Origin of the sequence: Arthrobacter sp. ISL-30 (assembly GCF_018613855.1) — a bacterium.
GTDB lineage: Bacteria > Actinomycetota > Actinomycetes > Actinomycetales > Micrococcaceae > Arthrobacter.
Genome location: NZ_JAGGPK010000009.1, coordinates 112592 through 133683, shown reverse-complemented (window position 1 = coordinate 133683; position 21092 = coordinate 112592). Strand labels below are relative to the sequence as shown.

At 63.5% G+C, this 21092-nt stretch carries 20 protein-coding genes; 8 read left to right on the top strand and 12 right to left on the bottom strand.

Annotated features, from left to right (window positions below; all coding sequences use genetic code 11):
• Positions 1–14: 14 nt before the first annotated feature.
• The 8 genes from J7E82_RS03455 to J7E82_RS03420 form a co-directional block, all read right to left on the bottom strand.
• Entirely contained in the window at positions 15–1208 is a 1194-nt protein-coding gene (locus J7E82_RS03455) for a PP2C family protein-serine/threonine phosphatase (RefSeq protein ID WP_214860390.1), read from the bottom strand.
• A 273-nt stretch (positions 1209–1481) separates the two neighbouring features.
• Complete coding sequence (gene bcp, locus J7E82_RS03450) at positions 1482–1949, bottom strand: thioredoxin-dependent thiol peroxidase (RefSeq protein ID WP_214860388.1); 468 nt, start codon at positions 1947–1949, stop codon at positions 1482–1484.
• 96 nt (positions 1950–2045) lie between these two features.
• Positions 2046–2732, bottom strand: coding sequence for a winged helix-turn-helix domain-containing protein (locus J7E82_RS03445; protein ID WP_308113592.1), 687 nt, complete (start codon positions 2730–2732; stop codon positions 2046–2048).
• A 10-nt stretch (positions 2733–2742) separates the two neighbouring features.
• Positions 2743–4086, bottom strand: coding sequence for an allantoinase AllB (gene allB / locus J7E82_RS03440; RefSeq protein WP_214860386.1), 1344 nt, complete (start codon positions 4084–4086; stop codon positions 2743–2745).
• Positions 4079–5254, bottom strand: a complete 1176-nt coding sequence (locus tag J7E82_RS03435; protein ID WP_214860384.1) for a glycerate kinase — start codon at positions 5252–5254, stop codon at positions 4079–4081. The genes allB and J7E82_RS03435 overlap by 8 nt, the downstream gene beginning before the upstream one ends.
• Before the next feature lie 30 nt (positions 5255–5284).
• A complete protein-coding gene (gene gcl, locus J7E82_RS03430) occupies positions 5285–7063 on the bottom strand; it encodes a glyoxylate carboligase (RefSeq protein WP_214860382.1) in 1779 nt (592 codons plus the stop codon).
• A gap of 108 nt (positions 7064–7171) precedes the next feature.
• Positions 7172–8056, bottom strand: a complete 885-nt coding sequence (locus J7E82_RS03425; RefSeq protein WP_308113598.1) for a 2-hydroxy-3-oxopropionate reductase — start codon at positions 8054–8056, stop codon at positions 7172–7174.
• A gap of 37 nt (positions 8057–8093) precedes the next feature.
• Positions 8094–8894 carry a hydroxypyruvate isomerase family protein gene (locus J7E82_RS03420; protein WP_214860379.1) on the bottom strand — a complete coding sequence of 267 codons (801 nt, stop codon included), beginning with the start codon at positions 8892–8894 and terminating at the stop codon, positions 8094–8096.
• A gap of 286 nt (positions 8895–9180) precedes the next feature.
• On the opposite strand from J7E82_RS03420, the gene J7E82_RS03415 reads away from it, so the two are divergent.
• The gene (locus J7E82_RS03415) at positions 9181–9549 is read left to right on the top strand and encodes a hypothetical protein (RefSeq protein ID WP_214860378.1); all 369 of its coding nucleotides are present in this window, start codon (positions 9181–9183) and stop codon (positions 9547–9549) included.
• 372 nt (positions 9550–9921) lie between these two features.
• The gene (locus tag J7E82_RS03410; protein ID WP_308113590.1) at positions 9922–11298 is read left to right on the top strand and encodes an FAD-binding oxidoreductase; all 1377 of its coding nucleotides are present in this window, start codon (positions 9922–9924) and stop codon (positions 11296–11298) included.
• A 67-nt stretch (positions 11299–11365) separates the two neighbouring features.
• On the opposite strand, the gene J7E82_RS03405 is transcribed toward J7E82_RS03410, so the two are convergent.
• Entirely contained in the window at positions 11366–12076 is a 711-nt protein-coding gene (locus J7E82_RS03405) for a GntR family transcriptional regulator (protein WP_214860376.1), read from the bottom strand.
• 288 nt (positions 12077–12364) lie between these two features.
• Here J7E82_RS03405 and J7E82_RS03400 point away from each other — a divergent pair, with 288 nt between their 5' ends.
• From J7E82_RS03400 to J7E82_RS03385, 4 genes are read left to right on the top strand one after another with little or no spacing between them, the layout of a single operon-like run.
• Positions 12365–13285: an ABC transporter substrate-binding protein gene (locus tag J7E82_RS03400; RefSeq protein ID WP_214860375.1), complete on the top strand. Its 921-nt coding sequence runs from the start codon at positions 12365–12367 to the stop codon at positions 13283–13285.
• Between the two features lie 5 nt (positions 13286–13290).
• Entirely contained in the window at positions 13291–14253 is a 963-nt protein-coding gene (locus J7E82_RS03395) for an amino acid ABC transporter permease (protein ID WP_214860373.1), read from the top strand.
• Complete coding sequence (locus J7E82_RS03390; RefSeq protein ID WP_251041379.1) at positions 14250–15014, top strand: amino acid ABC transporter ATP-binding protein; 765 nt, start codon at positions 14250–14252, stop codon at positions 15012–15014. The genes J7E82_RS03395 and J7E82_RS03390 overlap by 4 nt, the downstream gene beginning before the upstream one ends.
• Positions 15015–15044: 30 nt before the next feature.
• On the top strand, positions 15045–16220 hold the full coding sequence (locus tag J7E82_RS03385; RefSeq protein ID WP_214860371.1) for an alpha-hydroxy acid oxidase: 1176 nt from the start codon (positions 15045–15047) through the stop codon (positions 16218–16220).
• Positions 16221–16255: 35 nt separating this feature from the next.
• Here the strand turns inward: J7E82_RS03385 and J7E82_RS03380 are convergent, their stop codons facing one another.
• Positions 16256–17152, bottom strand: a complete 897-nt coding sequence (locus J7E82_RS03380) for a hypothetical protein (protein WP_214860369.1) — start codon at positions 17150–17152, stop codon at positions 16256–16258.
• A 9-nt stretch (positions 17153–17161) separates the two neighbouring features.
• Positions 17162–18241: an SPFH domain-containing protein gene (locus tag J7E82_RS03375; protein WP_251041378.1), complete on the bottom strand. Its 1080-nt coding sequence runs from the start codon at positions 18239–18241 to the stop codon at positions 17162–17164.
• 105 nt (positions 18242–18346) lie between these two features.
• Between J7E82_RS03375 and J7E82_RS03370 the strand changes: the two genes are divergently transcribed.
• Entirely contained in the window at positions 18347–19081 is a 735-nt protein-coding gene (locus J7E82_RS03370; RefSeq protein ID WP_214860367.1) for an NUDIX domain-containing protein, read from the top strand.
• A 77-nt stretch (positions 19082–19158) separates the two neighbouring features.
• Here J7E82_RS03370 and J7E82_RS03365 read toward each other — a convergent pair whose 3' ends face one another.
• A complete protein-coding gene (locus J7E82_RS03365; RefSeq protein ID WP_214860366.1) occupies positions 19159–19740 on the bottom strand; it encodes an AAA family ATPase in 582 nt (193 codons plus the stop codon).
• 506 nt (positions 19741–20246) lie between these two features.
• On the opposite strand from J7E82_RS03365, the gene J7E82_RS03360 reads away from it, so the two are divergent.
• A partial coding sequence (locus J7E82_RS03360; RefSeq protein WP_214860364.1) for a DUF222 domain-containing protein occupies positions 20247–21092 on the top strand: 846 nt, incomplete at its 3' end.

Here is a 21092-nt window from a genome sequence, read left to right as displayed (position 1 = left end):
TTCGACGCCGGAATTCAGCCCTGCCGGTCTGATCCGTCAGGCGTGGCGGAGGGAGCTGCAGAGGCTGTCGCCAGTTCGCCGGCTTCGCTGGCGGCTTCCGGCAACTCGCCACTCCCGTCCAGGCGCCGCACGATTAGTGCCGTGACGTCGTCGCCCGCTGTGTCAGCCGGAGCGAGGTCCAGCACGGCTTGGCAGGCGAGTTCGGCCGTCTTCTGGGCGCGGACCGCGGCCTCCACATGCTTCGTGAATTCGTCCAGGTCCTGGAAGGCATCCAGGACGCCGTCGCTGACCACCACCAGGCTGTCTCCCGGCGCCAGGTCAACTTCGGACGCCGGCCACTGCTGTCCACTCCATGCGCCCACCGGCGGCCCTGCCGCAGCCAGCCGAGTCACGCTGCCGTCAGCGCGGAGGTGCAACGCAAGGCCGTGTCCGGCGTCGATGTAGCTGACCTTGCCGGTGGCCGCATTGAGGCGCGCATGAAAGAGCGTGACGAAGGAATCGGACTGGTCAAGATCCGCGGCGATAGTAGCGCTCGCCGCCCGGAAGGCGCTGTCAATCCCGGCCCTGCTGGCCACGGAGCGCATCACTGCGCGGACCGTGGCCGCAATCAGGGCCGCCCCCATACCTTTACCCATGGCATCGGCGAACGTAACGTGGAGCCCGTCCGGTGTCTGGTACCAGTCGTAGAAATCGCCGCCGACACTGCGTGAGGGCCGGAAGCTGCCGGCGACATCATAGTCGTCCAGCATCACCGCCTCCTTCGGGAGCAGGCTCTGCTGGACCTCCGCTGCGCGTGCCAGCTCGTCCTCAACGGCCGTTGATGACGATGCGCGCGATCTGCGGAACATCGCCTTGATGCGAGCCTGGATTTCCTTGGGGCTGAACGGCTTGTTGATGTAGTCATCGGCACCGGTGTCCAGGCCCGTCAGCCTGTCGATCTCTTCTGCCCGCGCCGTGAGCATCATGATGTAGGCGTCGGAGAATTCGCGGAGTCGACGGCAGACCTCCAGGCCGTCGATGTCGGGCAGGTTCAGGTCCAGCGTCACGAGGTCCGCGTGGGTCTCCCTCACGGCCCGAATGCCGTCCAGCCCGGTTGATGCCTCGGTTACTTCGAAGTCCAGCTTCTTAAGCATTAAAACGAGCAGCCCACGAATATCCGGGTCATCCTCGATGACTACGGCGCGGCGCTGGTCGGGGCTGGAATCCATAGGGCTAATTAACTATCGATTCGGGGGTGTTTGTCACATGAGACCGTTCCCCGCAATGCGCGCGAACGCAAGTGTGGTTACGCGTAAATGGAAATTCAAGCCGAAACATAACATCCCTGATCAGCTTCATGACAGAACCGTGGAAATGCTTTACAGCTCAGTAATACCACGCTTCGGCCCGTTCCAACACGCTACCCAACACGGAACTGACTGGCGGTAGATGATGTCGCTTAGAGCGCCATAACGACATCTACTGCGAACTGGTTGGGTTGGTTAGAGGCCCAGTTCGGCGCGCAGCTTGGCCACGTGACCCTGGGCCTGCACCTGGTACTGGGTCAGCTTGACCCGGGCATCGCCGTCGAGCACTACCGTGGAGCGCACGAGGCCCTCAACGATCTCCCCATCCCGGACCTTTTCGCCCCAGGCGCCATAGGCCAGCGCGACAGCGTGGTCCTCGTCAGAGAGCAGCGGGAAGGTGAGCGAGTATTCGTCAACGAAGCCTGCGATCTTTTCCGGGGCGTCGGGCGAGATGCCGAGGACATCGTAGCCGGACGACTGGAGGCTGGCGAGGCTGTCGCGGAAGTCGCAGGCCTCAGTTGTGCAACCCGGGGTGGAGGCTTCCGGGTAGAAGTAGACAATGACGTTGCGGCCTCGGTAGTCGGACAGCGAGACCTTGTTGCCTTTGGCGTCGGACAGGGTGAAGTCCGGGGCCTGCGATCCGGCGAGGAGTTTCTGGGTCATGGTGATCCTTACATTCAATGCCGCCGTGTGGGCGACCTGGTTTTGGCCGTGCCGGCGCTTTCTGCCGGCAAATGGTCTATCCGGGTAACCGCGCAGCTAGATACTGTATTCCGCAGGTCCACGAACGGTAGCGTGCGGACCGGGAACAAACTGGTAGCCGCCGCCGCGCACGGTGGCAACGACATGGCGAGCCGAACCGAGCTTCCGCCGGATGCGTCCAACGTACACGTCAATCGAGCGGAATGCGGCACCGGGGCAGTCAAGGAACTCAATAAACCGCTGCAGCTCCTCCCGCCCGATCGCCCTCGAACAGTTCACCACGAGGTAGCGCAGCAGCTTGTATTCCATGGACGTGAAGGCCACGGGATCGCCGTCCAGGAGCACGACGTCGGCCGCCAAATCTACTGCCACCCGGCTGCGGCGGCCGGCGAGGGGAATGGTCGCGCCAGCTGTCGGTTCGGCAGGCGGGGCGCCTTTCGGGTTGGCCTGTGGTGGTGGGTTCCCGGCGTCGGCGGTCTCCGTCGGAGTGCCGCCGTCGGAGCTGGCGCCGACGCCGGAAGTGTGGGGTCCCGAGGCGGGCCAGATACTGATCTGGGCGCCCGGGGCAAGCTGCTGGGCCTTGAGGCGGATTAGCTCCACCGCACGGGCCATGGTGGCCGCATCGATCTCCTGGCACTCGCTGGGCTGAACCCAGAGGGCCAGGCCCCGGGCTTCAGCCCGGGTGCTGCTCAGGGCGGGCCTGGGGAAACCAGCGGGCCTGGGGGTGTGGACGTTGACGGCCACAGGGGTCCCCTCAGACGCCGCCGCGGCGGATCAGCTTGCCGCCGGGAGTCCGGCCGTCTACCGCTTTGCCGCGCAGGAAGGTCTTACGTACGACGCCGGAGAGGGCCTTGCCGTCGTACGGGGTGATCGGGTTCTTGTGCTTGAGCTTGGAGACGTCGACGACGAAGGCCTCGTCCGGCGCGAAGACCGAGAAGTCGGCGTCGTAACCCAAGGCGAGTTGGCCTTTGTTCTGCAGGCGGGCCAGTTCGGCGGGCTTCTTCGCCATCCAGGAGACCACTTGCTCCAGGGGGATGCCGCGGTGCCGGGCCTCGGTCCAGATCAGGGACAGTCCCAGTTGCAGCGAGGACACGCCGCCCCATGCCACGGCGAAGTCGCCGTTCTCCAGGTCCTTCAGGTCCAGGGTGCTGGGGGAGTGGTCGGAGACGATGCAGTCGATGGTGCCGTCCTCCAGGCCCTTCCACAGCAGCTCACGGTTTGAGGCCTCACGGATGGGCGGGCAGCACTTGTAGGCGGTGGCGCCGTTGGGGATTTCCTCGGCCATGAGGGTCAGGTAGTGGGGGCACGTCTCCACGGTGAGGCGGACGCCGTCGCGCTTTGCCGTGGCGATCATGGGCAGCGCGTCCGACGACGAGAGGTGCAGGATGTGGGCGCGGGCGCCGGTCCAGCGGGCGCGCTCGATGACCTCGGCGATCGCCTTGTTCTCGGCGCCGCGCGGGCGGGAAGCCAGGAACGTGGCGTACTGGTCACCGCCGGGATGCGGGGCGTGGTCGATAGCGTGCGAGTCCTCGGCGTGGACGATCATGAGCGAGTCGAAAGACTTCAGCTCACGCATGTCCTCTTCCATCTCGTCCGCGTCCAGGTGCGGGAATTCGTCCACGCCGGAGTGGAGCAGGAAGCACTTGAAGCCGAAGACGCCTTCGTCGTGCAGCGGGCGGAGGTCCGCCTTGTTGCCCGGGATCGCGCCGCCCCAGAATCCAACGTCCACAAAGGCCTGGTCCTCGGCCACCTCGCGCTTGAGCTTGAGGCCGTCAACATTGGTGGTGGGCGGAATGGAGTTCAGCGGCATATCGATGATCGTGGTGACGCCGCCGGCCGCTGCGGCACGCGTAGCGGAGGCGAAGCCCTCCCACTCTGTGCGGCCGGGTTCGTTGACGTGGACGTGGGTGTCCACGAGGCCGGGAAGGAGCGTCTCGTCGTCGGCGAGCTCGATCACTTCACGGCCGTTGAGGCCGTTGCCGAGGGGCTCGATGGCGACGATCACGCCGTCGCGCACTCCGACTTCGCGGGCGGCGATGCCGGCCGTGGTGAGGATCCGCTGGCCCCGGATGACCAGGTCAAAGGTTTGTTCAGACATTCAGGGGCTCCTTCGTGGTGGCACTTTCGATCAGGTGCACGCCGATGTGCCTACCTAATTCTTCAAGCAGGCGTCCTGCTTCAGCTATACATATCTCTACATTGCTTTCCAGCGCCGTCAGGGGGTAGACCTGCCGGAAACCGGATTCATTTATTTGGGTGGCGTCCAGGGTCGTGCGGCCGCAGACCGCCACGGCCGGGACGTTCGCTCGGGCAGCGGCGCGGGCAACGCCCATGGGCGTCTTGCCGAGCAGGCTCTGTTCGTCCAGGCTGCCTTCGCCCGTGATCACCAGGTCCGCGCCGGCCAGTCGCTCTTCGAGGCCGGTGAATTCGAGGACAACGTCGATGCCCGGCCTGCGGGTTGCCGCCAGCGCCGCGATGGCCGCGTAGCCGGCGCCGCCGGCCGCACCCGCGCCTGGGGCTTTGGCCGCACGCACGGCGCGGTCGCCGATTTCGTTGGCGAGGACGTCCACGAAGCGGGCCAGGGCGGCGTCGAGTTCGGTGACGTCGTCCGGCGTCGCACCCTTTTGCGGCCCGAAAATCGCAGGGGCGCCTTCGGCTCCGAGGAGGGAATTGTCGACGTCGGACGCCAGCACGAAGCGGGCCTCCTCAAGCCGGACGTCCAGCCCCGAGAAGTCGATCCAGTCCAGTCGGGCCAGGGCAGCGCCGCCGAGCGGAAGTTCCTGGCCGTCGGCGTCGAGCAGTTTTGCGCCGAGGCCCTGCAGGACTCCGGCCCCGCCGTCGGTGTTGGCGCTGCCGCCGACGCCGAGGATGATCTTCCGGCAGCCAAGGTCCAGGGCGGCGCGGATGAGCTCCCCGGTGCCGAGGCTGGTGGCTGTCTTGGCGGTGTCCGACGTCGGCCTGCCGGGGAGCAGCGCCAGTCCGGACGCTGCCGCCATCTCGATGACGGCTTCCCGGCCGCGGACCGCGAAGTCGGCCTGGACGGGCTGTCCCAGAGGGCCGGTGACAGTGGCGGTCCGGCGGGTAAATCCGGAGCCGACGGCGGCGTCGAGCGTTCCCTCGCCGCCGTCGGCCACCGGAATGAGTGTGGCCTCGAACGCCTGACCTGCTGCCTCGGCACCCTGCCGCAGTCCCGCACTGAGGCGGCTGGCGACGTCGGGGGCGGACAGCGAACCCTTGAATTTATCCGGGGCTATGACCACACGCATTCCGGTACCTCCTTCTGTTTACTCGTGAAGCTAGTTCTGCAGCGCGAGGATCGCCGTGGGAGCGTCCTCGGCCGACTCGGCCAGCTCTTCGAACTCGTTCACGGCGTTGATTTCCAGGCCCATGGAGATGTTGGTGACCTTTTCCAGGATCACTTCCACCACAACGGGAACCTTGAACTCGTCGCGCAGGGCCTTGGCCTTGTCGAAAGCGGCCGGCATGTCCTCCGGGTTCTCCACGCGGATGGCCTTGCAGCCCAGGCCTTCAACTACCTTGATGTGGTCCACGCCGTACCCCATGGTTTCCGGGGAGTTGATGTTGTCGAAGCCCAGGGACACGTGGTAATCCATCTGGAAGCCGCGCTGGGACTGGCGGATCAGGCCCAGGTAGGAGTTGTTCACCACCACGTGGATGTACGGCAGGTTGAACTGCGCACCCACAGCCAGCTCCTCGATCATGAACTGGAAGTCGTAGTCACCGGACAGGGCCACCACGTTCTCGCCCGGCTTGCCGCGAACGACGCCGAGGGCGGCCGGAGCGGTCCAGCCCAGCGGGCCTGCCTGGCCGGCGTTGATCCACTTGCGGGCGCCGAACACGTGGAGCATCTGGGCACCCGCGATCTGCGACAGGCCGATGGTGGACACGTAGGTGGTGTCCTTGCCGAAAGCCTTGTTCATTTCCTCGTATACGCGCTGCGGCTTGATCGGCACGTTGTCGAAGTGGGTCTTGCGGTGCAGGCTTCCCTTGCGCTCAACGCATTCGGCAACCCAGGCGGAGTAGTCCGGCAGGGTCTTTGCTTCCTGGCGTTCGCGGGCCAGTTCCAGCAGCCCGTCCAGGGCGGCACCGGCGTCGGAGGCAATGCCGAAATCCGGGGAGAACACGCGCCCGATCTGCGTGGGCTCGATGTCGATGTGCACGAACTTACGGCCTGCCATATAGGTGTCCAGGCCGCCGGTGTGGCGGTTGGCCCAGCGGTTGCCGATGCCGATCACGAAGTCGCTGCGCAGGAAGTTCTCGTTGCCGTAGCGGTGGCTGGTCTGCAGGCCCACCATGCCGGCCATCAGCTCGTGGTCGTCCGGGATGGCGCCCCAGCCCATCAGGGTGGGGATCACGGGAACGTTGAGCAGCTCGGCCAGTTCCACCAGCTGCGACGAGGCGCCGGCGTTGATGATGCCGCCGCCGGCCACGATCAGCGGGTGCTTGGCCGCAGTCAGCATGTCCAGGGCCTTTTCCAGCTGCTTGCGGCTGGCCCGGGGCTTCTCGACGGGCAGGGGCTCGTAGGTGTCGATATCGAATTCGATCTCGGCCATCTGCACGTCGATCGGCAGGTCCAGCAGCACGGGGCCGGGACGGCCGGAGCGCATCAGCTGGAAGGCCTTCTGGAAGGCGCCGGGAACCTGGCCGGGCTCCAGGATGGTCATGGCCATCTTGGTGACGGGCTTGGCAATGGACTCGATGTCCACGGCCTGGAAGTCTTCCTTGTGCAGCTTGGCAACCGGTGCCTGGCCGGTGATGCAGAGCATCGGGATGGAGTCGGCCCAGGCGGCGTAGAGGCCGGTAATCATGTCGGTGCCGGCAGGGCCGGAGGTGCCGATGCAGATGCCGATGTTGCCATCTGCTGCCCTGCTGTAGCCGTCGGCCATGTGGCTGGCGCCTTCGACGTGTCGGGCCAGGGTGTGGCGGATACCGCCGTGGGCTTTCATCGCGGAGTAGAACGGGTTGATCGCCGCGCCTGGCAGGCCGAACGCCTCGGTGGCGCCCTCCTTTTCCAGGATGGCGATGGCAGCGTCTACGGTGCGCATCTTGGTCATGGTGTGCTCCTAGTAAGTCTGTTTTGGGTGTGGTGGGCTGAGCCGTCGTCGCTGAGGTACGACGACGGCTGCCGGGTTTTGCCCTTGGGCCCCTTGGGCCTGCTGCTGTTAGCTGCGGCCGCTGAGCTGGAGGACCTGCTTGAAGAGGCCCGAGTGGTCCAGTCCGCCGTCGCCCTGGTTGACGGTGGCGGCGACCAGCTGTGCGACGACGGCGCCGAGCGGGATCGACACGTTAGCTTCGCGGGCTGCGGAGGTGACGATGCCGAGGTCCTTATGGTGGAGGGCCAGGCGGAAGCCGGGCTCGAAGTTGCGGTCCAGCATCTTCTGGCCCTTCTGGTCCAGGACCTTTGAGCCGGCCAGGCCGCCGCCGAGGACCTTGAGGGCGGCGTCGGTGTCCACGCCGTAGGCCTCGAGGAAAGCGATGGCTTCGCCAAGGACTTCAATGTTGACTGCCACGATCAGCTGGTTGGCTGCCTTGACGGTCTGGCCGGAGCCGGAGGGGCCGACGTGGACGATCGTCTTGCCGACGGCGTTAAGGACGTCCTGTGCTGCTTCGAAGTCTTCCTTCTCGCCGCCGACCATGATGGAGAGGACGGCGTCGATGGCGCCCTGCTCGCCCCCCGAGACCGGGGCGTCGAGGGGGCGGATGCCTGCTGCCTTGGCGTCTGCTGCCAGTCGGGCTGCAACGTCGGGGCGGATGCTGCTGGCGTCGATCCAGAGGGTGCCCTGCTTGGCGTTGGCGAAGACGCCTTCTTCGCCGCTGACTACACCTTCGACGTCGGGGGAGTCCGGCACCATGGTGATGACGACGTCGGCGTCCTTGACGGCGTCGGCGATGCTCGTGGCGCCCTTGCCGCCTTCGGAGACGAGCTTGTCGATCTTGTCCTGGCTGCGGTTGAAGCCGGTGACGGTGTGACCGGCCTTGACCAGGTTGATGGCCATGGGCAGGCCCATGATTCCGAGTCCGATGACTGCAACGTTGCTCATTGTGATTCTCTTTCTGAAGTCTTGTGGTGGTGGCTGCCGGTGGTTAGTGGGCGGCGCGTTCGCGGATGGCCCAGCTGAAGGCGGTTTCCTGCGGTTCCTTGTATTCGAGCCCGATGTAGCCTTCGTAGCCGAGTTCGCGGCTGCGGGCGATCCATTCGCCGAGGGGAAGCTCACCGGTTCCGGGAGCCCCGCGGCCGGGGTTGTCGGCAATCTGGATGTGGCCGAAGTCCTTGGCGTGGTTCTCGATGACGGCTGCGACGTCGTCGCCGTTGACAGCGAGGTGGTAGAAGTCGGCGAGGAGCTTGATGTTCTCCGTGCCGGCTTCGTCCCTGACTCGGGCGATGACGTTGAGCGCGTCCTGGGCTTTGAGGAGCGGGTACTTAGGGGCGCCGCTGACGGGCTCGAGGAGCACTGTGCCGCCGATGGACGCGACGCCTGCGGCTGCTGCGGCGAGGTTCTCGGCAGCGATCTCGTCCTGCTTCTCGGGTGATTCACCGTCAATCCTGTTGCCATAGAGGGCATTGAAGGCCTTGCAGCCGAGGCGCTCGCCGATGCCTGCCACGACGTCGATGTTGTCCAGGAACTCGGTGGAGCGGGCGGGCCAGGAGACGAGGCCGCGGTCACCGCCTGGCATGTTGCCGGCGTTGAAGTTCAGGCCGGTGAGCTGGACTCCGGCGTCGAGGATGGCGTTTTCGAACTCAGTAACCGAGGCGTCGGTGGGCACGGAGGTGTCGAACGGCCACCAGAATTCGACGGCGTCAAAGCCGGCAGCCTTGGCGGCAGCGGGGCGCTCGAGCAGGGGCAGCTCCGTCAGCAGGATGGAGCAGTTCACTGTGTACGTCATCGTAGGTCCTTCCAAGGAGGGCTGGGATCTAAGTTCCTGGGGCTCCGGCCTTCCGATTGTTTCCGCCTTGTGGAATTTAGATTCTGCTTTATGAAAAGTGTAAGGAAGGAGAGGGGGAGGAGTCAAGGGGAAGGAGTTGGAGGGTGCTTGTCGTCCGCCCACCCACGAAGCAAATTACTGCCAAGCTTGCTTACAACCTGAATAGTAACCATGCTTACTGTTGGGAATGCGAAGACAGGCATTCGCGGGAGGCTACGTTTCCTGGGCAGACAGTGCAGGAGGAGCAATGGGCAGGATTTTCGCGTCGTTCGGTTTGTTGATGTTGTCGGCCTTGGCGGCACTCTCGCTGTCCTGGCCCGCGATCGCCTCTACGCAGGCGGACGCCCACTATGACGCCCACTATGTCGCCGAGGCGCCCGCTGACATCCAGCTCAGCGAGCCAATAAGCCGCGAAGTCAGCACCCAGCCACAGGGCCAAATCAGCCCCAACCCCGGCCAGACCAGCAATCCGGCGAATCCGGGAACCGGTGAAACGGCCGAAGCCGAAGGTACTCGCCTCAACCTTGCGCCTTACGTCCTTGGCGCTCTTGTTGTACTGACCATCGCCGTTGCGGTTATCTGGTGGCGGCGGCGGGGCAAGAAGACAGTCATTTGATCTTCCGCGCCGCAGCCCACCCCGAGGCGATAGCCCTGAACCCAGGTGGCGTTAGCAAACCGTTCGATTTGCTTCTTGACCACTGAAACAGCCGGGCGTACTTTACGGTTAGTCGACGAGCCGAACGTGCCCTGCGGCATCCCCTGCGGCAGGCCGCAGGGCACACTTTTCTTGAATCACGCCGGCAGGCAGGGCCAAGGTGGCGCGCCTGGCGGTGCATCAGGTCTCCACTGCTACAGAAGGCTTGCGAGCCTGCTCCCGGCTCTGGCCGGGGCCGCGGCACTTGTCACATGAAAGATCAGGCACGGTTGGAAGGGTTGCCGTGCCAGACCCCTGATCGTGCAGGCATGCTCAGGGGGCATGGGAGTCACCGTGGACAACAATTCATTACAGGCCCTGCAGGAAAAGGTGCGGGGCCAAGTCATCACCTCCGACCACCCCGACTATGAGGCCGCCCGGGCTGTCTATAACGCCATGATCGACAAACGTCCGGCTGCCATACTGCGTGTTTCGCAGGTCGCGGACGTCATTGCGGCAGTCAATTTTGCCCGCGACGGCGGCCTGGACCTGGCGCTGCGGGGCGGCGGTCACAGTGCATCCGGATTCGGGACCTGTGACGTAGGCCTCGTGCTCGACTTCACCGATCGTCGTGGCGTCCGGGTGGATCCGGCTGCATCAACGGCTCGGGCTGAAGCAGGAGCCACCTGGGCAGACTTCAACTACGCAACAACCGCCTTCGGGCTCGCCACGACAGGCGGCATTATCGGATCTACAGGCGTTGCTGGCCTAACCCTCGGCGGCGGAATTGGCTACCTTGCCCGCAAGCATGGTCTCTCCTGCGACAACCTCAAGTCCGCTGACGTAGTCACAGCAGACGGGAAGTTCCTAACGGCCAGCGCCATCGAGAACGAGGATCTCTTCTGGGCGTTACGCGGCGGCACAGGAAACTTCGGCGTCGTCACTTCCCTGGAATTCGATCTGCATCCTATCGACTTGCTGTACGGCGGCGTGGTCATCTATCGGCAGGAGCACACTGAAGCTGTTGCTCAGCTGTACCGGGACTATATCGCCACGGCGCCGGAAGAGATGGGGATCTTCCTCGGCTTTCACCAGGGTCCGCCGGTGCCCTTCCTGCCTGAGGAGCACCACGGCAAGCCCGTGGTGGTCATAGTGGGCGCATGGACAGGTCCCCACGATGAAGGTGAACGGCAGTGGCAGCAGTTCATGGATGTCGCCCCAGTTGCCGGGTCGTTTGTGGGGCCGCTCCCGTACGCGGTGCTCAACACGATGTTCGATCCCCTTCACCCGAAAGGTAACCAGGGTTATTGGAAGGCAGAGTTCCTTCGAGAGCTAAGCGACGACGTGATCGGCGTCGCCCAGAAGTTTGGAGCCGGGGTTCCCAGCCTCCAAACAGCCAACCACTACTACCCCATTAACGGCGCCGCACAGCGGGTAGGGCAGGACGAGACTGCGTTTCCTTACCGGGACGTTAATTTCTCGGTGGCTATCGCAGGAATGTGGGAGTCACCTGCCGACAACGATGCCAATACTAATTGGGTCCGCGACTACTACGGCGCCCTCCACCCCCACGGGGCAGGCGTTGGCTACGTCAACTTCCTCGACGCCGACGACCAGCCCCGCATCGAAGATACCTACGGAGGCAACTACGCCCGGTTGGCGAAGATCAAGGCGAAGTACGATCCCGGCAACCTCTTCCATGTCAACCACAACATCAAACCGGCGGTCTGAGAGGCGGGAAGTTTTCGCTAATGCTTGGGGCCTGCCTCCGCGATGCCGGCGGCAGGCCCCACTCGCGCTAGGCGCCGTCGGGATCTGAGAATTTGGTGAGGTTCGACGAGCGCGACCTGATTCCATCAATGTGCTTATTCATTGCAGTCCTGGCGCCTTCTGCATCGTTTGCCTGAAAGGCGTCGATGATCGCTTGGTGTTCGCGTACCGTATGCTCACCGCTCATGTCGTTGTGAACCATGAGCCTGAACCGCTGGATGTGCCCTTCGACTGAACTGTAGGCCCTCAGCAGGAATTCGTTATTTGTGGATTCCACGATCCGGCGGTGGAACATCTCGTCGGCTTTCCAGTAAGCGCGATAATCCGCGAATCTGTCCCCGCCACGGCGGGAGGCGTCGAGTTCCTTGTTAAACCTGTTGAGCTCAGCCACCAGGCTGGGGGTTACGTTATCGCAGGCAATATGGGTGATAGCCGGTTCGAGCACCTGCCGAGTTGTCAGGAGAGCGTCCACGTCTGATGCCGTCGGTGCGGGGGCAACCTTGTATCCCCTAAGCGCTTCCCGCCTCACCATCCCGGTCGCCTCTAGTCGGGCCAATGCTTCCCGGACCGGCGTCGACGACACTTTGAAGCGCTTGGCCAGTCCGTCGATGTTCAGCGGTGAACCCGTTGGAATTTTGTCGTCCAATAGCAACGACAGGATGGCCTCAAAGACGAAATCCACCAGCATCTGGCGGTTTCCGATCAGCTGGACCTCTTCCTGAGGTGAAGTGGCGTTCATTTCGAAATCCTATGTGAAGTATTGGTGGTCTGGCCCGGGATATGGCGGTTCCGGTGCTAAAGGATCCGCCACTGAAGTGGTAAATGGGCCCTCAGTCAGGGCCCTTGTTCCAAATCGTGCATGATGTACTATGCATGAAGTGGATCACATCAGTGATCTGAAACACAAGTTGTGTTTGAAGCGGGAACGGTTGCGCTTTGGCCAGCGCCTGGTGGCACGGGCTGTTCAGGTTTCCCGGGTTTCCCCACCAGTCCCCTTACAGCTGTTGACTCTCAAAAAGGTGTGCAGATGATGACGAATAAGTTCAAAAGGGTGTTCATGTCCCTCGCCGCTGTTTCCCTGGCAGCCGTCACCCTCTCCGGGTGTTCGAATCCCGAGATGTCCAATGCTGCCCCTCCGGAGTCCTCCAAAACGTCGGAGTCCACAAAGAAGGTTGAGGTCAACGAGGCCGCTGCGGCTGCCCTTCCCCAAGCCGTCCGCGACAGGGGAACCCTCACGGTGACCATGAGCCAGAGTTCGCCGCCTCTGCACTTCATGGCAGAAGACGGCACTACCACCATCGGTGTGGATCCCGAAATAGCGGTCGCACTGGGGAAGACCCTGGGCCTTGAAACCACGGTGGTCAGCGGACCGTTCGACGGGATTATTCCGGGCATTGCTGCCGGCAAGTTCGACATGGCTATTTCCCAGATGTCGCCCTCGGTCGAGCGGAGGAAGGTCCTCGACTTTGTGGACTACTACCAGTCAGGCAGCGGCATCGGTGTCGCACCCGGAAACCCCCAGGGCTTGGAAATTGACAATCTATGCGGCAAGCGCGTCGGCGTGCTGAAGGGATCGTTCCAGGACCTCAAACGGCTTCCAGCCCTGTCAGAGGCGTGTACGTCCGGAGGTAAGGAGGCCATCCAGGCCATGACCTACCCCGACATGCAGGCGCCTAACCTCGCCCTCACGGCAGGCCGCATAGACGCCGTCTACATTGACGGCCCTACCCTCGGCTACGCGATCAAGCAGGGTGGCCAGATCGAGCTGCTCGGCGAGAAGGACCTGTCACCGGTCAGCATCGGCTTCAAGAAGGATGCCGGCCTGGAAACGGCTATCAAGCTCGGTATGGAGTCCCTCGTCGAGAGCGGCGCGTACAAGGAAATCCTCGATAAGTGGGGTGTTGGCAGTGGCGCCATCACAGACTTTGCCTTCAACAAGGAACAGTAGGCGCCATGAGTGATACTGCCACGGACTCAAGCACCGAAGCGGTTGCCGACGACGGCATAGACCGCAAACTTCTCCTTGGACGGCCGCATCAGCACCATGGGATGTTGTGGCTGACTGCGTCAATAGTCCTGTTTGCCATCTTCCTGGTCAGCTATTCGCTGGTTACCAACCCCCGGTTCGAGTGGGGCGTCGTATTCGGCTGGTTTTCCTCGGAACGGCTGTTCACCGGACTTCTGCGCACCCTTGGACTGACTGCCATTTCCATGGTTGTCGGGATTGTCGTTGGGGTCATTCTGGCTCTGGCAAGGCTGGCCCCCAACTTCATCATTGCCGGGGTAGCGGCCTTCCTCGTCTGGATCTTCCGTGGCGTGCCGGTATTCGTCCAACTCCTCTTTTGGGGCTTCATCGCGGCCATCTATCCCCGGATTGCGATAGGGATACCGTTTGGTCCGGAATTCTTCTCAGTGGATGCCAACGTTCTCATCACACCCTTCCTGGCTGCCATTCTGGGACTCGGCCTCAATGAGGGCGCATACAAGTCCGAAATCGTTCGGGCCGGACTCCTAAGCGTGAACCGCGGACAAACTGAGGCCGCCAAAGCCCTTGGAATGCGTCGGTTCACGATCCTCTGGCGGATTGTCCTCCCGCAGGCGATGAAGATCATCATTCCTCCGACGGGCAACCAGACCATCTCGATGCTCAAGACGACGTCCCTGGTCAGCGTGCTCGCTTTCCCGGAGCTGCTGTACTCCGCTCAGCTCGTGTACAGCGCGAACTTCAAAACAATCCCGCTCTTGATCGCCGCAAGTCTGTGGTACCTGCTGGTCACCAGCATTCTGAGCTTGGGTCAGTTCTACATCGAACGGCATTACAACAGGGGTTCAGGGAAAACGGATCAGCTACGCAACTTCCCCCGCTTCTCCAAGACATTACGTTCCCGGCCGCCCAAGCAGGAGGTTCAATCATGAGTGAAGTAGTGGTCGAGGCCAGGGGTGTCGTCAAGAACTTCGGTGATCTCAACGTCCTCAAGGGGATAGACCTGACGATTCGCAGGGGCGACGTCACATGCATCATCGGTCCTTCCGGATCTGGTAAATCAACATTCCTCCGCTGCATCAACCAATTGGAAACGCTCGACGGCGGATACATCATCGTCGAGGGACAGCCAGTGGGAGTGAAGATCAAGAAAGGCCGGGTAGAGGCGCAGAGCAATGCCGAGGCCGCGCGGTCCCGCGAAAACATCGGCATGGTCTTCCAGAGCTTCAATCTCTTTCCCCACATGACGGTCCTGGGAAACATTTGCGAGGCTCCAATCCGCGTGAAAAAGGAAAGCCGTGCCGTGGTCCGGAAGCGGGCCTACGACCTCCTGGATCGGGTAGGCCTTGCAGCCAAAGCGGAGGTGTATCCGGCCGCCCTGTCGGGCGGCCAGCAGCAGCGTGTCGCCATTGCCCGTGCTCTAGCCATGGAACCAAGGCTGATGCTCTTTGACGAGCCGACGTCGGCACTGGACCCCGAGCTTGTGGGCGAAGTGCTGGATGTCATGCGCGGCCTGGCCGATGCAGGGATGACGATGATCGTGGTCACTCATGAAATCGGCTTCGCCCGTGAAGTCAGTGACCATCTGATCTTCATGGACGACGGGTGCGTCGTGGAGCAGGGCGATCCGCGGTCCGTTCTCCATTCACCCCAGCACGATCGAACCAAACAATTCTTGGCGAAAGTACTTTAGGCCTTCATCTTCCACATTGGAGCAGGAACCATGAGAAACAAATGGATTGTCAGCATGGATGACTACCGTGTGGCATCGCGGAAGCGCCTTCCCAAGATGATCTCCGACTATCTTGAGGGCGGTGCCCTGGACGAAACCACCATGCTGGCGAACGAGGACCGGTTCAACGCCCTGATGCTTCGCCAACGCTCCCTGGTGGACGTGTCAGACATGAATACTTCAACCACAGTGCTTGGGCATTCCTTGGCCCTGCCTCTAATGGTGGCGCCGATGGGCATGTTGACCATCTTTCACCCCGGCTCGGATCCTGCCGTTGCCCGGGCAGCAGCCAGGGCGGGATCGATCTTCATCCACAGCGCCTGGGCCGGCTGTTCGCTCGAAGAGGTTGCAGGGGTGGCTCCCAACAATCTTTGGGCGCAGGTGGCCTTCTGGAAAGACCCGGGGGAAACTGCCAGCTACATCAAGCGTGCCGGGGCCGTTGGCGTGGAGACGCTGGTTGTTGCTGGCGACGTAGGTTCCTCCAGCAAACGGGAACGCGACCTGCACCACGGACTGTCCATGCCGCCGCGTCCCCCGGTGGCTGATTACTTCAATGCGGCAACTCGCCCGGGGTGGCTGTGGCGGTGGCTTACCGGACGGAAGATGACGTACGGGAACTATGAGATCAACGGCCGTCCACTCCGGATGGACGAGATGAACAGCTGGATGGCATCCAACAAGAATCCCGGTGCCACCTGGGAGCAGTTTGCCAAGCTCCGCTCAGAGTGGTGCGGAAACCTGGTGATCAAGGGAATTATGGACGCCGAGGACGCTGTTCGCGCTGTCGAGGAAGGAGCCGACGGGATCTTTGTGTCAAATCACGGTGGCCGGCAGTTCGATTCGCAACCCGCCACCATCGACGTCCTGCCATCCATCGTGAAAGCCGTCGGCGGACGCGCTGAGATCTATCTTGACGGCGGGATCCGGCGGGGCCATGACATTGCGAAGGCTGTGGCCCTGGGTGCACGGGCAGCCCTTGCCGGCCGCCCGTTTGCCTACGCTCTTGCTACCGGGGGCGAATCGGCAGTGGACCATGCATTCAGCATTCTTCATGACGAACTCAAGGGAGCCATGGGCTTTGTGGGCAAGACCTCCGTGGCCTCCCTGGACGAGTCCATCTTCGTGCGCAACACCCACGCTTATGCACCCGAAAGCGCTCTCGTGTAGCGACGACAAACTTGGTCTAGGGGTGCAGGGTGCCCCTAGGCCACCAGCCGCAACGGCTTTTCCCCCAGGTGCACCGTAATCTCCTGGCCCCAGGAAGCGGCGAGGCGGTCGTCCTCCATGCCGTCGCCGAATACAACGAGTTGGTCGGACGCTACGGTGATTCGGAGGAACTGGTCCGCCTCAAGTAGTCCCTCGGTCAGGGACGTGCCCGTGATGGGGGAGGGCCATGCTTCGCGCACGAACCAGGCGAGCCGGGGATCTGTGGGCGCAGGCAGGAGACGTCCGCCTCGTTCCAGAGCGATTGACGCGCACCAGCCGGTTGCGCCGGTGCCAGTGGAGACGATCAGCCCCGAGGACGATTGCCGCTCCGACTGGCCGTTTGGAGTCCTGAGGTGGTAACGGGCTGACTGATGCGAGCTGTGCCCGATGAAAACTTCGTTTAGCCCCGACAATTCCTGCCCGTCGTCGAGCCGGGCCGTAACAGTGGCCAGCTCCTGGCAACGTAGCTGCCCCGGCCCCTCGTGGGCGGCCTGCTGCAGCAGCCTCGTGGCGGACCGGGGCGTATGCCGGACCAGTACCCCCGGATTCGAGCCGGGCTCCGGATCGATCCCGATGACGGGCTGCCCGTTAAGGTACTTGGCCATGTTGGCCACCAACCCGTCCTGCCCCACCACCGCGATGATGTCCTCAGCAGTGAAGAGGAAACGGCTCAGGTCCGTCCGCTCCACCTCGGCGGAACGCCATCCGGCAGGAACCGCGGCACGCGTTGTCACTAGTGCCTCCTCTAGCCTGTCGTGGCGCTCCTGAACATCCTGGATGCTACGGCCCCTGGTGCGGAGGAAGAATTCCGCCTGGCCTCGGGTAGCATGCCGGTCGAGCAGTTCCTGCAATTCGGTCCGCCGGCGGACGATCACGAGGCGCGGTTTAGCCATGACGAGACCCTACCTGTCAGTTCCGCTGGCTGGGCCGGCGGTTCCGCCTGAGGCTGGGCCGGCGGATCGGCCTGCCGGGTTGGCCGGTACCAGGGCAGGCTGCCGGAAGAGACCGGCCAGCGCTCCACTGAGCAGGTCCGGCGTGATGGTGAGGTTGCCGATGTTGGGTAGCGAACCAGCCGCATCGCGGAGGGCCAGCGCCAGCAACGTGGGCTGCTCCATGCCCCGGTAAACTTCCATGGTGGCGGCTTCGCGGGCGGCGGCAGCCTCGCCAACCAGGCGGATCTGGTTGGCATCTGCCGTTGCGGCAATACCCTTCCGCTCGGCCGCAGCATGAGCGTCGATTAGGCCTGCTGCAGCCTTTTCCTCTGCCTCACGCCGTGCATTGGTGCCCTCCTGGGCGACCAGCTGCTCCCGACGCGTTGCCAGCTCGATCTGGCTGGACATCTCGTTCTCCGAAATCGTGCGCTCGCGCTCCACCGCAAGTGCTCGGCGTTCGTACACGGCCCGGTCGGCTTCGGCTTGCAGCTGTTCACGGACGGGCGTCTGCAAGGCGCGTTCGACGTCGGACTGCGGCCGGACGGCCAGGACCTGCACCCCGAGGATTTCGATGCCGGTGGACAGAAGCCGCGTATCGGCGCGCAGTGCTTCGCTGAGGAAGGCGCGGAGCTGGCTCACTCCACGCTCTAATGCCTCGCTGAGTGTTGTGGTTGCAATCTGGTCGATCGCGTGGCTCTGGCACAGCTGGCCGATGATGGTTGCCACCTGCTCCCGCCCTGTCGCCGGTGCCGTTCCCGCGCTCTTGAGGCCGAAATCCAGTCGACTGGAAACGGCCACCGGGTCAATGAAGCGGTAGGTGACATTGGCCTGCACGCTCACGTCCTGGTGGTCGCGGGTGATGGCGTGGAAGAGCGTGGGCAATTCCTGGTCATCCACCGGAACTTCGCTGAGTACCGAGTTTTGTGGTCGGAACCAGAAGGCCTGGCCCACGCCCTGATGTTTGATCATGCCCCGCTGTAAGTGGACGACGTAGCCGGTGGGGCTGCCCAGAAAATGGCTGACCCAAGGGTAGCGCTTGATGCTGGCCATGAGACTCTCCCTAACTCTCCAGATTCTCGTCAGTTTGACGATAAGCAACGATAGGTTCCTTTTGGATTTATTGTCAAGATGACGATAAATCCCTAGAGTGGTCCCATGCCTGAATCGCACACACAGCCTGCTCGCTTCCCGGTGACGGTCGACGTCGTCGCCCTCACCGTCCGCAACGATGCCCTGCACGTCCTTCTCATCACCCGCCTGATTGAGCCCTTCCGTGGCATGCTCGCGCTGCCCGGCGGCTTTGTTTTGGCGGGGGAGGACTTGGCGACGGCGGCGAGCCGTGAACTTGCGGAGGAAACCGGCGTCGGCCGCGTTCCGGGGCACTTGGAGCAGCTGGCCAGTTACGGGCCGAAGGGCCGCGACCCACGAGGGGACGTCCTCACCGTCGCCCATCTCCTGCTCGCGCCAGATTTTCCTGTCTTATCCGCCGGAAGCGACGCCGAACATGTCGCGTGGTATCCAGTCAGCCACGTCCTGGATGGGGAGCTGCAGCTAGCCTTTGACCACGAACGGATCTTCGCCGATGCCCTGGAACGCGCCAGGTCGAAGCTTGAATACTCACCGTTGGGGGCGGCATTTTGCGGCGAGGAGTTCACGATCGCCCAGCTCCGTGCCGTGTACGAGGCGGTGTGGGGGACCCGCCTGGATCCCCGGAATTTTCATCGCAAGGCCACCGGCACTCCCGGCTTCCTTGAGGAGACGGGACGGACCACGGCGGGCGACGCCGGGAGGCCGGCGGCGCTGTTCCGGCTGGCAAGGGAGGCCCGGATGTCGATTGGCCAGCCGGCCCGGGCCGTGCTCAACCCGCCACTGATGCGTCCCCGGGAGTGATGGTGGGCACGTGGCGTGGGGCGGCGTTGAGCAGGGGTCGCGCGGACTTCGGCTGAGGCGCTCAGTTCGCTCCGTTGTTAGCGAACAGGCTCGTCCACTCCTTTGAGAATTCTCGAAAGGCGTTGGTGGACTTCGGCGGCGGGGGCATCGGCGTCGATCTCCACGAAGTCCTCGTACTCGGGCAGGGCGCGATATGCGTCACGGAAGGACGCCAGGTGTGCCAGCGACTCCTCATCCGTGCCACGGGCCACGATCCGCAGGTACGCCTCTTCTGCGTCGATGTCCAAGTGGATGATGAGGTCCGGCTCGGGGAGCGAATCGATAAGGCGGGGAAGGAGCCATCCTCGTGGGATGCCCCTTGTCTCGCGCAGCGCCAGCTGGCAGTGAAGATGACGATCCATGACTACGAGGCCCTCGAAATTTCGTGCCCGCGCGTGCGAAACCAGCACGTTCCACACGCGGATGCCCGTCTCCACGGCGTCGGCCAGCCGGGGCTGCAGGTTGATCCCAAGTTTGGCACTGATCAGCGACATCCTTCGCCTGCCAGCATGGTTGCTGAGCAGCAGGGTGTTCCTGCCTTCGCCGCGGGCAGCGTCAACGAGGGCGCGTGCCGCCGTCGACTTTCCCGAACCGTCAATTCCCGTCAGAACAATGAGCACATGGCCTCCCTTCGTTATTTCTTTCAACGAGGCCTATCGGAGGATTGTGCCGGGATGCGGTGGACATCACAAGTTCGCCGGCTGGAGTGCCGGCGTCGATTGGAGTCGGGGCGGGGGCTTGGGGTAAGGGGCCGGCGGGGCCAGGGAAGCAAGACCAACGGTGTCTCTCCTGTGCTGGATGCGAGAGCAGGGGAATTGCCCGGAACTTTCTGACGAAGATTGCTGCCCGTGTTGGTTCAGGGCCTAATAATGTCGTACCCCCTTGGCATTGTTGAGTTATGGAGGTCATTGGACAGCTTGCAGCCCGGCCGGCCGGTTCAGCCGGCGGCGGCCTTTTTACTGCCCGAAGTCCTCGCGAGGAGCGCCTGGCTGCGTGGCGGCTTGCGGCTGTACCGGATCCACTCCTGCCATCTAAGCCGGCCTTCGCGTCTGATCCTGATCCTTTCTCTGATCCATTGTCTGATCCTGTGTCTGTGGAGGCGGGCCATTTTCTGACAGCCGTGGGCATGCCAGGCCCGGCCGGTCTCGGCGGTCCGCTGGAGGTGTTGCGTGAGTGTTCCACGACCCTGCTGGATGCTGCGGGGACGGCCGTTGATGAGGTCAGGCTCCTGGACGGTGGAGAGGCCGGTGAGTACGCGCACTTGGTTGAGGAGCTGTCCCGGACGGTTGAGTTCCTGCAGATCGTTGCCGCGGGTCTCGCGCAACGGGTCCTCCAGGAAGCCCTGGCCAGCCCTGCCTCCGGAATCACGCTAGCCGTTAACGAAGGGTGGGGCCGTAACGGGATCTCGGCCGCCGCCAGCACTGGAGGCTGGGGCACCAACGATACCGGCACCTCCGCAACCGCGATAGGTTGGCGCAGCAGCGAAACCTCCCCGGCCAGCACCGGTGGCTGGGGCGGCGAGGATACCTCCGCGGACAATGACAGGACTGCCGCCGACCATGGAGGCGCTGTCTCCGGCGGGGTTCCTGCCCGGGCTTATGGGGTGGGGCCTGGGGCTCCGGAGTTTCGGAACACGGCGGAGTATTTGCGGGCGTGTTTGCGGATCAGTGCCGGTGAGGCCCGGCGACGCCTGGCCTTGGCCGGGGCGGTCCTGCCCCGCACCGGGCTGACCGGTCAGCCGATGCCGCCGGTTCGGGAAGAACTCGCCGAAGCCATGACCACAGGTGCGGTGTCCTCCAAGGCGGCCACCCAGATCACCGTGACCCTGGAGAACATCAGGCCCCTGACCGATGAGGCGACGATGGCCCAGGTGGAGCACTCCCTGACCAGCATCGCGATCGACCATGACCCGGAGTTCCTGGCCAGCGTCGCCAAGCGCTGGACCAACGCGATCGACCAGGACGGCGGGGAA

Excerpts from the sequence above, each read along its gene's own strand:
- J7E82_RS03455 (WP_214860390.1), bottom strand. The coding sequence starts at position 1,208 with ATGGATTCCAGCCCCGACCAGCGCCGCGCCGTAGTCATCGAGGATGAC.
- bcp (WP_214860388.1), bottom strand. The coding sequence starts at position 1,949 with ATGACCCAGAAACTCCTCGCCGGATCGCAGGCCCCGGACTTCACCCTG.
- allB (WP_214860386.1), bottom strand. The coding sequence starts at position 4,086 with ATGTCTGAACAAACCTTTGACCTGGTCATCCGGGGCCAGCGGATCCTC.
- J7E82_RS03435 (WP_214860384.1), bottom strand. The coding sequence starts at position 5,254 with ATGCGTGTGGTCATAGCCCCGGATAAATTCAAGGGTTCGCTGTCCGCC.
- gcl (WP_214860382.1), bottom strand. The coding sequence starts at position 7,063 with ATGACCAAGATGCGCACCGTAGACGCTGCCATCGCCATCCTGGAAAAG.
- J7E82_RS03420 (WP_214860379.1), bottom strand. The coding sequence starts at position 8,894 with ATGACGTACACAGTGAACTGCTCCATCCTGCTGACGGAGCTGCCCCTG.
- J7E82_RS03415 (WP_214860378.1), top strand. The coding sequence starts at position 9,181 with ATGGGCAGGATTTTCGCGTCGTTCGGTTTGTTGATGTTGTCGGCCTTG.
- J7E82_RS03405 (WP_214860376.1), bottom strand. The coding sequence starts at position 12,076 with ATGAACGCCACTTCACCTCAGGAAGAGGTCCAGCTGATCGGAAACCGC.
- J7E82_RS03400 (WP_214860375.1), top strand. The coding sequence starts at position 12,365 with ATGATGACGAATAAGTTCAAAAGGGTGTTCATGTCCCTCGCCGCTGTT.
- J7E82_RS03395 (WP_214860373.1), top strand. The coding sequence starts at position 13,291 with ATGAGTGATACTGCCACGGACTCAAGCACCGAAGCGGTTGCCGACGAC.
- J7E82_RS03390 (WP_251041379.1), top strand. The coding sequence starts at position 14,250 with ATGAGTGAAGTAGTGGTCGAGGCCAGGGGTGTCGTCAAGAACTTCGGT.
- J7E82_RS03385 (WP_214860371.1), top strand. The coding sequence starts at position 15,045 with ATGAGAAACAAATGGATTGTCAGCATGGATGACTACCGTGTGGCATCG.
- J7E82_RS03380 (WP_214860369.1), bottom strand. The coding sequence starts at position 17,152 with ATGGCTAAACCGCGCCTCGTGATCGTCCGCCGGCGGACCGAATTGCAG.
- J7E82_RS03375 (WP_251041378.1), bottom strand. The coding sequence starts at position 18,241 with ATGGCCAGCATCAAGCGCTACCCTTGGGTCAGCCATTTTCTGGGCAGC.
- J7E82_RS03370 (WP_214860367.1), top strand. The coding sequence starts at position 18,347 with ATGCCTGAATCGCACACACAGCCTGCTCGCTTCCCGGTGACGGTCGAC.